Consider the following 13,941-nt stretch of genomic DNA (forward strand, 5'->3'; position numbering starts at 1 on the left):
TCACGAAGTCGGGCTGAACACGGCTCGCCTGCCCCATATAGCAATCGCCATAGTGCTTCCGGCCGATGCCTTCCGGCTTCCCCCGCAACGGCGATACCGCATCGCGCACGGCCCCATCCGGCGCGCTCCTGCTGCCCAATCCGATGGCGCGCACGGAACCGACTAGAATATGGGGTTCTCTGCACCCCAACTCACAGATTTATGCGCTCGCGAATCGCCAAACGCCTTCCTCCTGACGCCGACAAGCTCGTCGGCCTCTCGCTCGCCCTGTTCGCCTCGGGCAGCCGCACCGAAGACCGCTTCTGGGAGGCGAAGCTCGACACGCTGCTAGCGAAGGTCGTGCGCAACGGCAATCAGACTACGCTCGACGCCGCGCTCGATCATCTGCAGCAGAATCATCCGGACGCCTACGGCGCGCTCGCCGACATGGCGGAGACGCACAGCGAGTCGTTCATCGTCGAGCACGAGGGCGCGCAATACGAGGCGCTGCTCGTCGCCGCGCCAGTGCTGGCCTGGACGCGCTATGTCATCCCTTCGGGCCCGCTGAAGACCGACGGGGCCGACGCCCTGCGCACCCATCTTCAGGCCCATGTGCTGGCGAACGGCACGCGTGTGGCGATGGCCCCCTATCTCTATAGCATCGACCAGTTGCCGCGCCACCATGTTGAAACCTGGCGCCTCGCACAACAGCTTACGCAGGCGGCGCTGAGCGGCGCGCAGGCGAAAATCAGCGCGGGCGAACTGCCGGAAACGTCGCCGATCCTGGCCGATCCGCGTTTCCTGCTCGCCGTCGTCGCAGCGCCCGTTGGCGCCCCGCTCTTCCGCTGGCAGGAAGAGGAGCATGGCTCGCGCATCGAGCGCGGTCAGTGCCTGGAGCAATGGGCCACCCAGGGCGGCGCCAACCTTGCCGTCGTCATGCCGGGCTGCGAGTTCGAATGCCTGCTGCCGGACGCCTACTACTCCGCGTGCCGCGATGCCGACGAGCGCGTGCGCCCGCACACGATCCGCACCGCCGTGCGCTATCTGCTCGACACGATCGGCGCGGGCGCTCAGGACTTGCGCGCCGTCGTCGCTGGCTTCGGCGAGCGCCGTATCGACGAATATCGCATCGGCTTCACGAAGCGCGGCAGCAATGACGTGCTGTATGGCGTGGTCTGGCCGCTCTATGGCCGCGAGAACGGCGACGCCGACATCGACGAAGAACCAACCGAAGAGAGTGTCAGCAGCGGCCCGCTCGAAGAGATCGTTGCGCTGCTGAAAGAATCGGGCATCACCGACATCCGTCGTCACGCTGGCCGCTTCGAGCCGGAATATTGCGATGACTGCGGCGTGCCGCTCTATGCGGATCCGCTCGGCGAGATCGTTCACGCCGAAATGCCAGAAGATGCTGAGCCCGTACAGCCACACTTCCACTAGGACAACGCCCAAATTCCTACCCGGTCCCGCCTGTGTGCGGGACTTTTTTTTGCCCTATGTCTTATGCCCTTTGGACAGGCCGCCAGCGCTCAACCTTTTTGTCATCATGGTGCCGTTGGTCTGGTTCAACGCCGCTCAGAAGCGGCGCGCGTTTCACAACATTTCGAGAGGCCGTCAACGAGAGGAGGGCATATCCATGCGGTTCGTTGTACTCAATCCGGACGCCGAAAGGCGCGAAGGGCTCAAGGCGCTGTTAAGACAAATCGAGCGCCGCGCACGCTTCAACGATGCGCCGGACTGGCGCAGCGCTGAGCGCGCCTTGCAGCGTTTCACCCCCAACCTCATTGTGATCGACTGGCACGACGGCATCCACGCCGGCGAACTGCGCCACTTCGTCATGCGGCACCGCAGCCTGCCTGTCGCCGTACTGGTTGACAGCGCCGAGACACCCACTTCCGTACGCGCGCTCCTCAACGAAGGCGCCCGCGGCATCATCCGTCGCACCACGGACTCCATCCTGATCGTAAAGTTTCTGGAACTCATCATGCTCGGCGGCGATCATCTGCCGGCCGACGTGCTCGGTCCGTGCACGCCGTGGCCCCTGCCGCCCCGGCGCGACGCCAAGGCCGCCGCACAGGCTCGCAAGGCGCGTCCCAAGGTCAACCTGTCGCCACGACAGGAGCAGATCCTGCGCTGCGTCCATATGGGCAATACAAACAAGATGATCGCGAGAGCGCTTGGCATCAGCGAGGGCACGGTGAAAGTCCATCTGACAAGCATCTTTCAGCAACTCGGCGCACCCAATCGCGCGGCGGCCGTCGCGATCTACAACGGATTGCTCGCGAACCAGCTGCAGGTGCTGCGCGCGCAATGCGAGCGGGCGGCGAAGCCGAGGCACGGCGAGCACGGCCCGGTGCCATTACGCGCGCGCGACGGTATGGCGCATCGCTATCCGTTGCTGTCAGGCGACAGTGCGGCTCCGGTGTCCCTCGCCGCGGAGCCGGTAACGCCTTATGGCGACGCCGCCGCGGCGCAGCAGATACGCCCCGTCGAAGTCGGCGAGGCCAGCGAGAGCGCGGACGAGGAAGCCCAGGTGCTCGCCCGCGCACACGGCTTGCCTTCCAACGAGTAATATGAAGCACATGGGGTTCCTATTTACGCCGCTTCCGCTCTGGGTTGCAGTCGGTGCCTGGGTTGTCACCGTGGGGCTGCTCGCGCTCGCGCTATGGAAGAATCCCTTCAGGCGTCTGCAGGACGCGACGCTCCAGCACGTGTGGCTTGCGATCGTCGTCGCGATCTCCGTGCTGTGGGCAAGCAACGCGTGGCTCGAAGACGGCACCGTGCTGCACCTGCTCGGCGCCACGCTCGTGGTCACGCTATTCGACTGGGGGCTCGCGCTCGTCGCCATGGGCGTCGTCGTCGGGCTCGCTGCGCTTGTCTTCGACGCCCCCTGGGAAGGCGTCGCCCTCACCTTCCTCATATTCGGCGCCTTCCCTGTCGCGATTTCGGCGCTGTTGCAGCGCGCCTGCACCGCGTGGCTGCCGCGCAACCTCTTCATGTTCATCGTCGGCCAGGGTTTCGTGTCGCCGGCCATCGCGGTTTCGGCGGCGGCCTATCTCGCGCTCGGCGCTCATGTCGCCCTCAACGGCGGATCGGCGATCACCGTGCCCGCAGGTTATGCATTCAGCGTATTTCTGCTAGCTTCGGGCGAAGCCTGGTTCACAGGCATGGCAACGGCGCTGATCGCCGTCTACCGGCCGGCCTGGGTCACCACCTACGACGTGCGTCGCTATCGCCTGGGCGGCCCGCGAACCTGAGCGCTGCCCCATACACCGCCAGCAACGTGACGACGGGCGCGACGACACGTCGCGAGCGGCCTTCGGCGCACACGCAGCAGCGCTTGCGCCGATTCCAGCGCTCAGGCAGAAGAAAATAATTGTTTCCGGATTGAACTCGACCCGGCTGTGCAGCATCTTACGGTGCCTGACGTCTCACCCCTCATCCCTAGCAAGCAGATGGACTGCAACCATGCATCCCGCCGGCTGTTGTTCGTAGCCGGTCAACTGGCGGCGTGCGCCGCGAGCCTCATGCTCATCGCCGCGCCAGCCGCGCAGGCAGATCAACTCGATCAACACAACAATCTCGTCAATCAGTTCGTCACGCAGATGCACGCGGACCCGCTGGTCGCGGACTGCGCGGCGCATGGCGACTTCGTCGCAAGCACGTCTGCGGCGCTCGATCACGTCGAGTTCCCGCCCAGTTCGTTCGACAGCGCGCACGCGAGCGTGACGCCCTGGAACGACTCGTTCGACGAAGGCAAGCAGCGCGTGAAGGTCGATACGATCGTGACAGTCGACGGCATCGGCATTCCCAAAGAGAGCGGCAACTCGCCCTACGATCTGAAGTTTCGCTGCGGCTATGTCGGGCAGCAGATGCTCGCGTTCAGCTGGAACGACCCGGTCCCGCCGGCGCACGCACGCAGCGAGCGCGGCACGGCGTCGGGCAGCGCCCATGCAAAGGGCAAGCATTCGACCAGGAAGGCCACGGGCAAGGGCTCGAAGAAAGCGCCCGCGAGCAAGTCGAGCCACAAGTCGTCGACGAGCAGCACGAAGTCGTCCAGCAAATCGACGACGAAATCCACTGCGAAGAAAACGACTTCAAAAAAGAAAACAACGGCCAACTAAACCCGGCGGTATTCCCGATGTGAAAAAGGGGCAAACGGCTTGGCCGTTCCCCCCTTTTTCATGTCCGCATGGCGAAGGCGCGTGTTACGCAAACGCCTCCACGTGATGCAGGATGGCCTGCAGCATCGCAGCCCCGAGCGCGGCGCTACGCTCGCCGTTCCAGCCGACGCGTTCGTCCGGCAGATTGGCGTTGTCCTTGAACGGCATCTCGAGCGTGAGCGACAGGCAGCCATACCGATGGCCGATGTACTTTGATGCGAGCTTGAGCGCGTCTTCGCGGTAGCGGCTCGCCTCGTAGCCGTGCTGATCCTGGAAGTCGGGGCTCGCCACCTTGAACGCCTCGATGAACGCCTTCTGCTCCGCGCGTTGCTGATCGGTGAAGCCCGGCAGCATTTCCGAGCCGGCCACGAACACATAGGGCAGCGTCTCGTCGCCGTGGATGTCGAAGAAGAGATCGACGCCCGTGGCTTCGATCGCATCGCGCACGACCAGCACTTCGGGGCTGCGCTGCGCGTCGGGCCCCATCCACTCGCGGTTCAGGTTCGCGCCCACGGCGTTGGTGCGCAAATTTCCGTGCACGCTGCCGTCCGGATTCATGTTCGGCACGATATGGAACACGGCGCGCTCGTACAGCTTGCGCGCGACCGGATCGCCCGCCCAGTCGCCCCACCCGGCGAGCCGCTTGACCAGCCCCTCGACGAACCACTCGGCCATGCTCTCGCCCGGATGCTGGCGCGCGATGATCCAGACCGTCTTCCTGGGCTTGCCGTCAGGCGCAGTGTCGCCCGGCATACCGAGCGAGAGCAGCGACATGGGCCGGCCTTCCACGCTTTGCCCGAGTTCCGTGAGCGTGGCATGCGGCAGTTGCTGAAGCGCGCCAAGGAACTCAGCGTGACGCTCTTCGCTATACGGCTCGAAGTACGCGTAGTAGATGCTGTCGAAGTCGGGCGTGTGGTCGATGACGAGTTCCTTCCCGTCATAGGAGGTCGGCACGCGGAACCAGTTCACGCGATCGTAGCTCGCCGCGGCCTGGTAGTCGCGCCAGCCCTCGGGAAACGCGCAGGCCGACGCGTTCTCGAACGTCATCACGCAACGCTCGCCGCGCACGCCCGAGACGCGGAAGTAGAACCATTGCGCAAATTCGGACTGGTTGTCCGCTCGCACGCGCAGACGGATGTCGTCGGCGCGCTCGCACGACAGAACCTCGATCGCGCCCGCATCGAACTGGCTGGAGATGGCAATCGTCATGGTGTTTTCCTTCCCGCTGGCTTGTTCACTTATTCGGCGATGCGCCGACGAAATACATAGGTCGAATCGTTCGATGCATCCGCATCGAACGCGTAGCCTTCCACGTCGAACGCCTTGAGCACTTCGGGCTCGGCAACGCGGTTCTCGACGGCGTAACGCGCCATCAAGCCGCGCGCGCGCTTCGCGTGGAAGCTGATGATCTTGTAGCGCCCGCCCTTCCAGTCTTCGAATACCGGCGTGATCACAGGCGCGGCGAGCTTCTTCGGCTTCACGGCCTTGAAGTACTCGTTCGACGCGCAGTTCACCACCACGCGCGCGCCCTTCGCCGCTTTTGCGTGGTTGTGCTCGATCTGCGCATTGATCGCGTGCGTGATGCGCTCGCCCCAAAACGCGTAGAGATCCTTGCCGCGCGCGTTTTCGAAACGCGTGCCCATTTCGAGGCGATAAGGCTGCAGCAGGTCGAGCGGACGCAGCAGGCCATATAGCCCGGAGAGCACACGCACATGCTGTTGCGCAAAGTCGAGATCCGCCGACGAGAGCGACTTGGCGTCGAAGCCTTCGTAGACATCGCCGTTGAACGCGAGCACAGCCTGCTTCGCGTTGGCCTCGCTGAACTGCTTCGACCAGTTGGCATAGCGCTGGAAATTCAGACGCGCGAGCGGGTCGGAAATGCTCATGAGCGAACCGATCTGCTGCGGCGAGAGGCGGCGCAGGCCCGCGATCAGCTCGGCTGCGTCGTCGACGAAATCGGGGATGGTGTGGGTTTCGATGTGCGCCGGCGTGTCATAGTCGAGCGATTTGGCCGGCGACAGAACGATTATCATAGAGGCTTGCAGGCACGATGTGCCGATGTTCAAAGGCGAAAGCCCGATTGTAGCGAATTCACGAATGACCGGCCTCACGCCCCCGACCGCAGCTTCCCTCTCGCCCGCCGCCGCTCGCGCGCTCCCCGTCGTTCTCGACTCGAACGTCTGGCTCGATATCCTCGTGTTCGACGACCCGCACACGCGCCCCATTCGCGAGGCGCTCGAGCGCGGCACGATCCAGGCGCTGATCGACGCACGCTGCCAGGCCGAGTTGGCTTACGTGCTCGACTATCCTCAGTTCGCTGGCCGCGGCGTTGCGAAAGCCCATGCGCTCGCCGCGCACGTCGGGCTCGTCGAACTGATCGAGCTACCCGAGCTTGCCCCCGACGCGCGGCCCCTGCCCCAATGCCGCGACCGCGATGACCAGAAGTTTCTGGAACTGGCGCGCGCGAGCGGTGCACAGTGGCTCGTCTCGAAGGACCGCGCTGTGCTCAGGCTCGCGAAGCGCGTGGCGCGCGACTTCGGCTTTCGCATCGCAACGCCCGATGCCTTCGTCGCCGAATGTGTGCAAAACGCTGCTCAAGCAACGCAGGCCTGATGTCCTTGCGTCACGGCGCTCGCGCCCGGCCCGGCAACCGCACCCGCGCCGATTTGCCTACAATCAACCTTTGCCGTCCCAACGTCCGACTTCCGCCCGCGACATGAATGCACCGCATCCCACGCAGAATTCGCAAGACACCCTGCTCACGCCCTCTTTTCCTTCGCGTCTGCCGAACGTGGGCACGACGATCTTCACCGTGATGAGCGCGCTCGCCGCCGAAAAGGGTGCGGTCAACCTGGGCCAGGGCTTTCCCGACTTCGATTGCGACCCGCGCGTCGTCGACGCCGTCGCACAAGCCATGCGAGAGGGCCACAACCAGTACCCGCCGATGGCGGGCATCGCCGCGCTGCGCGAGGCGATCGCAGACAAGATCGAGCACGTGTACGGCCGCCGCTACGACGCCAATAGCGAGATCACGGTGACGGCCGGGGCCACGCAGGCGCTCCTCACGGCGATTCTCGCGACCGTGCACGCGGGCGACGAAGTGATCGTGGTCGAGCCGACCTACGACAGCTATTTACCGTCGATCGAACTGGCGGGCGGCAAGCCCGTGTTCGTGACGCTCGAAGCGCCCGACTACGCGATCCCGTTCGACCGCCTCGCCGCGGCCATCACGCCGAAAACGCGCCTCATCCTCATCAACACGCCGCACAACCCCACGGGTACGGTGTGGCGCGCCGAGGACATGCAGAAACTCGAGGAGATCGTGCGCGGCACCAACGTGCTGATCCTCTCCGACGAGGTCTACGAGCACATGGTCTACGACGGCCAGCCGCACGAGAGCGTGGCGCGCTATCCAGAACTCGCCGCGCGCAGCTTCATCGTGTCGAGCTTCGGCAAGACCTATCACGTGACGGGCTGGAAGGTGGGCTATGTCGCCGCGCCCGCGCCGCTCACGGCAGAATTCCGCAAGGTGCACCAGTTCAACGTGTTCACCGTGAACACGCCGATGCAGTTCGGCCTCGCGCACTATCTGCGCGATCCGAAGCCTTATCTGGAACTGCCCGCGTTCTACCAGAACAAGCGCGACTTCTTCCGCGCAGGACTCGCCAACACGCGCTTCAAGCTGCTGCCGTGCGAAGGCACCTACTTCCAGTGCGTGGACTATTCGGCGATCAGCGATCTGCCCGAAGCGGAATTCTCGAAGTGGCTCACAACCGAGATCGGCGTAGCCGCCATTCCGGTGTCGGCGTTCTATCACGAGGCGCACGAATCGGGCGTCGTCCGCTTTTGCTTTGCCAAGCAGGAAAGCACGCTCGCGACCGCGCTCGAGCGGCTCGCGCGGCTCTGACGTCGTGCGCGCGCGATGAATCCGCGAACGGCAGCGCGTTCCCGATCATCGCGCGCCAGGCTGTGCAAAACGCCGCAGCGCTTACGCGTTCGCCTCGATATACGCCTTGCGGTCGGCGTTGACGCGCTGGGCTGTCGGGCGTTCACCGATCAGCTTGATATACGACTTCCAGTCGATGCCCGCTTCAGCGAGAAAATCGCTGCCGTAGACCGCCTGCGTCGCGCGGCCCACGAGCGGCAGGCTCACGAACGCCGCCGCATCGGCCACGCCGAACTGCGCGCCCGCTACATAAGGCGCGAACTTCGCGATCCGCCTGAAGGCCGCCACGTAGCGGCGCAGCCGCTTTTCCATGGTCGCCTTGACCTCGTCGGTCGCCTTGCCGCCGAAGAACGCTTCGCCGTAAAGCTCGCGCGCGTTCAACTCCAGATGCGTTTCGATGAAGACGATGAGCTCGCGCTCCTTCGCTGCCTGCCACGGATCCGCCGCGAAAATGCGCTTCTCCGGAAAGCGCGCCGCCAGATACTCGACGATCACTTCCGATTCGCACAATGCGCCCTGCTCCGTTTCGATGAACGGCACCTTGCCGCCCGGCGACTGCGCGAGCACCGCCTCTTCGAGCGGCAGCCTGTTCGGCACCTCCTCGAACGCGATGCCGTGCTCGAGCAGCAGAAGCTTGACCTTGTTGTAGTAATTCGAAAGCGCGAAACCGTGCAGCTTGATCATCCTCGTTGCCTCCTTGAGAGCGGCAGCTCCCTTATCGGAACCGCCGAACCATTTTCATGAAATTGTACGACCGTGCTATTCTAGGCCAATCATGGAACCAAGCTTCCAATGAGTTCACATCATTTCAATATTGAGACAATCGGCGTGGTCGGCGTGAGTGCAATGGACCGCGGTATCGCCCGGATGGCGGCGCAGGCTGGCCTCGCGGCGCACCTCTTCGACACGAATCCGCACGCGCTCGCCGCCGCGCGCGACTATCTCGCCGACACCTTCCCGAAACTCGCGGCAAAAGGCAAGCTCGGCGAGCCTGCCGCCATCGCCGCGCTCGAACGCGTGAGCGGCGCGCGCACGATCCTCACGATCGTGCGCAATATCCGCACTGTGCCCGGCGACGCGCGCTATCGCCCGTCGTCGTGGCTCGCGCGCCGTGTGCAGCCCGGCCTTTCACCGACGCAAACAGACACCGCAGACATCAACGCATCGAACGAGGCACCGCAATGAGCGCCGAACTCCGCAGCACCCGCCCGCAAGGCCACGAATCGACACTCGTCCTCACGCTGTCGAACCCCGGCGCACGCAACGCGCTGCATCCCGACATGTACGCCGCCGCCATCGAAGCCTTCGACGCCGCCGAGCGCGACCCTTCGTTGCGCGCGATCGTCCTCACGGGCGCCGACCATTTCTTCTGCGCAGGCGGCAACCTCAACCGCCTGCTCGAAAACCGCGCGAAGGACCCATCGGTACAGGCCGCCAGCATCGATATGCTCGCCGCCTGGGTCACCGCGATGCGCCAGTCGAGCAAGCCGATCATCGCCGCCGTGGAAGGCGCGGCCGCCGGCGCGGGCTTCTCGCTCGCGCTCGCCGCCGACCTGCTCGTCGCCGCCGACGATGCGAAGTTCGTCATGGCCTATTCGCGCGTGGGTCTGACGCCCGACGGCGGCGGCTCGTGGTTCCTCGCGCGCGCGCTGCCGCGCTCGCTCGCGTTCGAGTTGATGGTGGAAGGCAAGCCGATCGGCGCGGCGCGGCTCGCGGAACTGGGCGTCGTGAACCGGCTCGCGAAGCCGCAGACGGCACTCGATACGGCGCTTGCCTGGGTCGACGAACTCGCGAAGATCTCGCCGAATTCGGTCGCACGCATCAAGGGTTTGACGAACGTCGCGGACACCCAACCGCTCGAAGCCCAGCTCACTGCGGAACGCGACAGTTTCGTCGCGTCGCTGCATCACCGCGACGGCCTCGAAGGCATTACCGCGTTCCTCGAAAAACGCGCCCCTGTCTACAAGTAACGCGGCTGAGACGCGGCGGCCCGCAGGAGAATCAGGAGAAGGGAGACGAATATGGCGCAAGCCACCCCGGATGGAGACACTAAAAACCGCGCGCAAACGCGCCCCGACTACTCGGCGTTCGAAGGCACGCGTCCGGTTGCCGAGCGCCAGCGCTTCGACACCGAGGCGCTGAGTGCCTGGCTCACCGTTCACGTGAAAGGCTTCAAAGGTCCCCTCACGCTCGAGCAGTTCGCCGGCGGCCAGTCGAACCCGACGTTCAAGCTCGTCACGCCCGGCCGCGCCTATGTGATGCGTGCGAAGCCGGGGCCCAAGGCGAAGCTGCTGCCGTCCGCGCACGCGATCGAGCGCGAATACCGCGTGATGGACGCGCTCGCCGCAACCGACGTCCCGGTCGCGAAAATGCTCGCGCTCTGCGACGACGAAGCGGTGATCGGCCGCGCGTTCTACGTGATGGAGTTCGTCGAGGGGCGTGTGCTCTGGGACCAGTCGCTGCCCGGCATGACGCGCGAGCAACGCGGCGCGACATACGACGAGATGAACCGTGTGATCGCCGCGCTCCACAACGTGAAGCCCGACGCCGTGGGCCTCGCCGGCTACGGCAAGCCAGGCAATTATTTCGCACGCCAGATCGATCGCTGGAGCCGCCAGTATCAGGCTTCGGAAACGGAGCGCATCGACGCCATGCATCGCCTGATCGAATGGCTGCCGCAACACATGCCCGACGATGCGGGCTCGCGCGTATCGGTCGTGCATGGCGACTACCGCCTCGACAACCTGATTTTTCACCCGAGCGAGCCGCGCGTGCTGGCCGTGCTCGACTGGGAGCTCTCCACGCTCGGCGACCCGCTCGCCGACTTCTCGTATCACTGCATGGCCTGGCACGTCGATCCCGCGCAGTTTCGCGGCATTGCCGGGCTCGACTGGCAGACGCTCGGCATTCCCGACGAGGCGCAGTACATCGCGCGCTATTGCGAGCGCACCGGCCTCGAGATTCGCGGCGACTGGAACTTCTATCTCGCGTACAACATGTTCCGGATCGCTGCGATCCTGCAGGGCATCATGAAACGCGTGGTGGACGGTACAGCCGCGAGCGCGCAGGCCACCGACGCAGGCCGCCGCGCGAAGCCCATGGCGGAGCTCGCCTGGCGCTACGCGCAGAAGGTGCGCTGAAACGCGTTTGGGAACGACTTACTTTTCACTGTCACTGCATCGCATTGCGAGGTCACCGATGAATTTCGATTACTCCCCGAAAGTACAGGCGCTGCGCGAGAAGCTGCTCGCATTCTTCGACGAACACATTTACCCGAACGAAGCTGTCTTTCACGAGGAAGTCGAGCGCAATCGTGCGAATGGCAACGCGTGGGTCCCCACGGAGATCGTCGAGCAGTTGAAGGAGAAGGCGCGCGCGGCCGGGCTGTGGAACCTGTTCCTGCCCGCCTCCGAACGCGGCGCGGGCCTCACGAATCTCGAATACGCGCCGCTGTGCGAAATCATGGGCCGCGTGCACTGGGCGCCTGAAGTGTTCAACTGCAGCGCGCCCGACACCGGCAACATGGAAACCATCGAGCGCTACGGCAGCGAGGCGCACAAGCAGCAATGGCTCGCGCCGCTGCTGGCAGGCCAGATCCGCTCCGCCTTCCTGATGACCGAGCCCGATGTGGCCTCGTCGGACGCGACGAACATCCAGACGCGCATCGAGCGCGACGGCGACGACTACGTGATCAACGGCACGAAATGGTGGTCGTCGGGCGCGGGCGACCCGCGCTGCGCGATCTACATCCTGATGGGCAAGACCGACCCCGATGCGCCGCGCCATGCTCAGCAGTCGATGATCCTCGTGCCCCCGGATACGGCCGGCATCACCGTGCGCCGCCCGCTCACCGTGTTCGGCTACGACGACGCGCCGCACGGCCATATGGAGATCACGCTCGAAAATGTGCGCGTGCCCGCTTCGAACATTTTGCTTGGCGAAGGCCGCGGGTTCGAGCTCGCGCAAGGGCGGCTCGGGCCGGGGCGCATCCATCACTGCATGCGTCTGATTGGCCTCGCGGAACGCGCGCTCGAATGCATGGCGAAGCGCGCCCTCTCGCGGGTGGCGTTCGGCAAGGCGCTCGCCCAGCAAACCGTCACGCAGGAGCGCATTGCCGAAGCGCGCTGCATGATCGAACAGGCCCGCCTGCTCACGCTCAAGACCGCGTACATGATGGACACGGTCGGCAACAAGGGCGCGCGCGGCGAAATCGCCATGATCAAGGTGGTGGCGCCGAACATGGCCTGCCAGGTGATCGACTGGGCCATGCAGGTGCACGGCGCGGCGGGCGTGAGCGGCGACTTCCCGCTGGCGTACTCGTACGCTTCGGCACGCACGCTGCGCTTCGCGGACGGCCCCGACGAGGTGCACCGCAACGCCATCGCCAAGCTCGAACTCGCGCGTTATCTGGACGCGGACGCGGCCTCGCGCGTGGAGATGCCGGTCACGCGCTCGTAGGTCCGCGTAAGTCCACAAGCGGAGCAGGGGCGCTCTTGCGCCCTCTGCGAGCGGCGCCGATCTATGCTAATTTGCGCCAGATCGGGCGTCGCGGAAGATTATCCAGACTTTCGCGGCGCTTTCTTTCAGGGTGCCAAGGAGCCACGATGATCGACGTCTACAGCTGGGCCACGCCGAACGGTCACAAAGTCCATATCATGCTCGAGGAAACCGGCCTCGAATACCGGGTGCATCCGGTCGATATCGGTGCGGGCGACCAGTTCAAGCCCGAATTCCTCGCCATCAGCCCGAACAACAAGATTCCCGCCATTACCGATTCCGAAGGCCCGCGCCGCGCCGACGGCCGGCCGTTCTCGCTGTTCGAATCGGGCGCGATCCTGATCTATCTCGCCGCGAAAACCGGCCGCTTCATGCCTGAGGACCTCGCGGCGCGCTACGACGTGCTGCAATGGGTGATGTTCCAGATGGGCGGCCTCGGCCCCATGCTCGGCCAGGCGCACCACTTCCGCATCTACGCGCCCGAGAAGATCGAGTATGCGGTCAACCGCTACACGAACGAAGCGAAACGGCTCTACAACGTGATGGAAACGCAGTTGGACAAGACCGAGTATCTGGCCGGCGACGAGTACACCATCGCGGATATCGCGGCCTTCCCGTGGACGCGCTCCTGGCAAAACCAGGGCATCGATCTCGATTCGCTGCCCAATGTGAAACGCTGGCACGAAACGATCGCCGCACGGCCGGCGGTCAAGCGCGGCGTGGAGGTACTCGCCAATGTGCGCAAGCCGCTCATGGACGACAAGGCGAAAGAGATGTTGTTCGGCGCGACGCAGTACGCGAGGCACTAACCCGCCGCGCTGAAGCCCGCGCGAAACCAAAGGGGCGCCCGCCTTGCAGCGGGGCGCCCCTTTTCGCTGATCACTCAACAACTTTAGAAATAATGCCGGGTGATGAACTCGGCCACGCACGCGGGCCGCTCGCCGCCCTCACGCTCGATGCTCACATCCCACACGACCTGCACGCCGCCGCCTTCCACGTCGCTCACTTCTTTCACGGCGATACGCGCGCGCACCTTCGCGCCCACGGGTACGGGCTGCGTGAAGCGCACGCGGTTGAGCCCGTAGTTCACGCCCATGCGCTGACGCATGTGCAGCGTTGTCCCGAGCAGCACGGGAATCAGCGAAAGCGTAAGAAAGCCGTGCGCAATCGGGCCGCCGAACGGCGACTCGCGGCGCGCACGTTCGGTATCGATGTGGATCCACTGGTGGTCGCCCGTGGCATCGGCAAAACCGTGCACGTCCGCCTCGCTCACCTCGCGCCAGCCGCTCACGAGCGGCCCCGCGCCGATCAGCGCACGCAACGCCGCCGCGTCGGCAATCTGCATGACGTCGCCTTCAC

At 64.9% G+C, this 13,941-nt stretch carries 15 protein-coding genes; 11 read left to right on the forward strand and 4 right to left on the reverse strand.

Going from position 1 to position 13,941, the window contains the following annotated elements:
• Nucleotides 1-201 precede the first annotated feature (201 nt).
• The 4 genes from BHE01S_RS32660 to BHE01S_RS32675 all read left to right on the forward strand — a co-directional run bounded on the left by BHE01S_RS32660 (nt 202) and on the right by BHE01S_RS32675 (nt 4,100).
• Complete coding sequence (locus tag BHE01S_RS32660) at nt 202-1,416, forward strand: DUF2863 family protein (RefSeq protein ID WP_042271677.1); 1,215 nt, start codon at nt 202-204, stop codon at nt 1,414-1,416.
• Between the two features lie 196 nt (nt 1,417-1,612).
• Nucleotides 1,613-2,548, forward strand: coding sequence for a helix-turn-helix transcriptional regulator (locus BHE01S_RS32665; RefSeq protein WP_063769118.1), 936 nt, complete (start codon nt 1,613-1,615; stop codon nt 2,546-2,548).
• Between the two features lie 10 nt (nt 2,549-2,558).
• Nucleotides 2,559-3,233 (forward strand): energy-coupling factor ABC transporter permease, encoded by a 675-nt coding sequence (locus tag BHE01S_RS32670; protein ID WP_042271799.1) that lies wholly within the window; start codon nt 2,559-2,561, stop codon nt 3,231-3,233.
• Between the two features lie 198 nt (nt 3,234-3,431).
• Entirely contained in the window at nt 3,432-4,100 is a 669-nt protein-coding gene (locus tag BHE01S_RS32675) for a BspC domain-containing protein (RefSeq protein WP_042271680.1), read from the forward strand.
• 84 nt (nt 4,101-4,184) lie between these two features.
• Here the strand turns inward: BHE01S_RS32675 and BHE01S_RS32680 are convergent, their stop codons facing one another.
• Both BHE01S_RS32680 and yaaA read right to left on the reverse strand, forming a co-directional pair.
• Complete coding sequence (locus BHE01S_RS32680; protein WP_042271683.1) at nt 4,185-5,348, reverse strand: M14 family metallopeptidase; 1,164 nt, start codon at nt 5,346-5,348, stop codon at nt 4,185-4,187.
• Nucleotides 5,349-5,377: 29 nt separating this feature from the next.
• Nucleotides 5,378-6,172 carry a peroxide stress protein YaaA gene (gene yaaA, locus BHE01S_RS32685; protein WP_042271686.1) on the reverse strand — a complete coding sequence of 265 codons (795 nt, stop codon included), beginning with the start codon at nt 6,170-6,172 and terminating at the stop codon, nt 5,378-5,380.
• Between the two features lie 64 nt (nt 6,173-6,236).
• On the opposite strand from yaaA, the gene BHE01S_RS32690 reads away from it, so the two are divergent.
• Nucleotides 6,237-6,752, forward strand: a complete 516-nt coding sequence (locus tag BHE01S_RS32690; RefSeq protein WP_042271688.1) for a putative toxin-antitoxin system toxin component, PIN family — start codon at nt 6,237-6,239, stop codon at nt 6,750-6,752.
• Nucleotides 6,753-6,855: 103 nt separating this feature from the next.
• Nucleotides 6,856-8,046, forward strand: coding sequence for a pyridoxal phosphate-dependent aminotransferase (locus BHE01S_RS32695; RefSeq protein WP_042271690.1), 1,191 nt, complete (start codon nt 6,856-6,858; stop codon nt 8,044-8,046).
• 81 nt (nt 8,047-8,127) lie between these two features.
• Here BHE01S_RS32695 and BHE01S_RS32700 read toward each other — a convergent pair whose 3' ends face one another.
• Complete coding sequence (locus tag BHE01S_RS32700; RefSeq protein WP_042271692.1) at nt 8,128-8,769, reverse strand: glutathione S-transferase family protein; 642 nt, start codon at nt 8,767-8,769, stop codon at nt 8,128-8,130.
• A gap of 108 nt (nt 8,770-8,877) precedes the next feature.
• Here BHE01S_RS32700 and BHE01S_RS39955 point away from each other — a divergent pair, with 108 nt between their 5' ends.
• From BHE01S_RS39955 to BHE01S_RS32725, 5 genes are all read left to right on the forward strand, one after another.
• Nucleotides 8,878-9,270 (forward strand): 3-hydroxyacyl-CoA dehydrogenase NAD-binding domain-containing protein, encoded by a 393-nt coding sequence (locus BHE01S_RS39955; protein WP_084069513.1) that lies wholly within the window; start codon nt 8,878-8,880, stop codon nt 9,268-9,270.
• Nucleotides 9,267-10,055, forward strand: coding sequence for an oxepin-CoA hydrolase, alternative type (locus BHE01S_RS32710; RefSeq protein WP_042271697.1), 789 nt, complete (start codon nt 9,267-9,269; stop codon nt 10,053-10,055). The genes BHE01S_RS39955 and BHE01S_RS32710 overlap by 4 nt, the downstream gene beginning before the upstream one ends.
• Nucleotides 10,056-10,106: 51 nt before the next feature.
• Complete coding sequence (locus BHE01S_RS32715) at nt 10,107-11,225, forward strand: phosphotransferase (protein WP_042271701.1); 1,119 nt, start codon at nt 10,107-10,109, stop codon at nt 11,223-11,225.
• 58 nt (nt 11,226-11,283) lie between these two features.
• Nucleotides 11,284-12,543 carry an acyl-CoA dehydrogenase family protein gene (locus BHE01S_RS32720; protein WP_042271703.1) on the forward strand — a complete coding sequence of 420 codons (1,260 nt, stop codon included), beginning with the start codon at nt 11,284-11,286 and terminating at the stop codon, nt 12,541-12,543.
• 146 nt (nt 12,544-12,689) lie between these two features.
• Nucleotides 12,690-13,391, forward strand: a complete 702-nt coding sequence (locus tag BHE01S_RS32725; RefSeq protein ID WP_042271707.1) for a glutathione binding-like protein — start codon at nt 12,690-12,692, stop codon at nt 13,389-13,391.
• An 83-nt stretch (nt 13,392-13,474) separates the two neighbouring features.
• Here the strand turns inward: BHE01S_RS32725 and BHE01S_RS32730 are convergent, their stop codons facing one another.
• Nucleotides 13,475-13,927, reverse strand: coding sequence for a MaoC family dehydratase (locus BHE01S_RS32730; protein WP_042271802.1), 453 nt, complete (start codon nt 13,925-13,927; stop codon nt 13,475-13,477).
• Nucleotides 13,928-13,941 lie beyond the last annotated feature (14 nt).

Origin of the sequence: Paraburkholderia heleia NBRC 101817 (genome assembly GCF_000739775.1) — a bacterium.
Taxonomy (GTDB): domain Bacteria; phylum Pseudomonadota; class Gammaproteobacteria; order Burkholderiales; family Burkholderiaceae; genus Paraburkholderia; species Paraburkholderia heleia.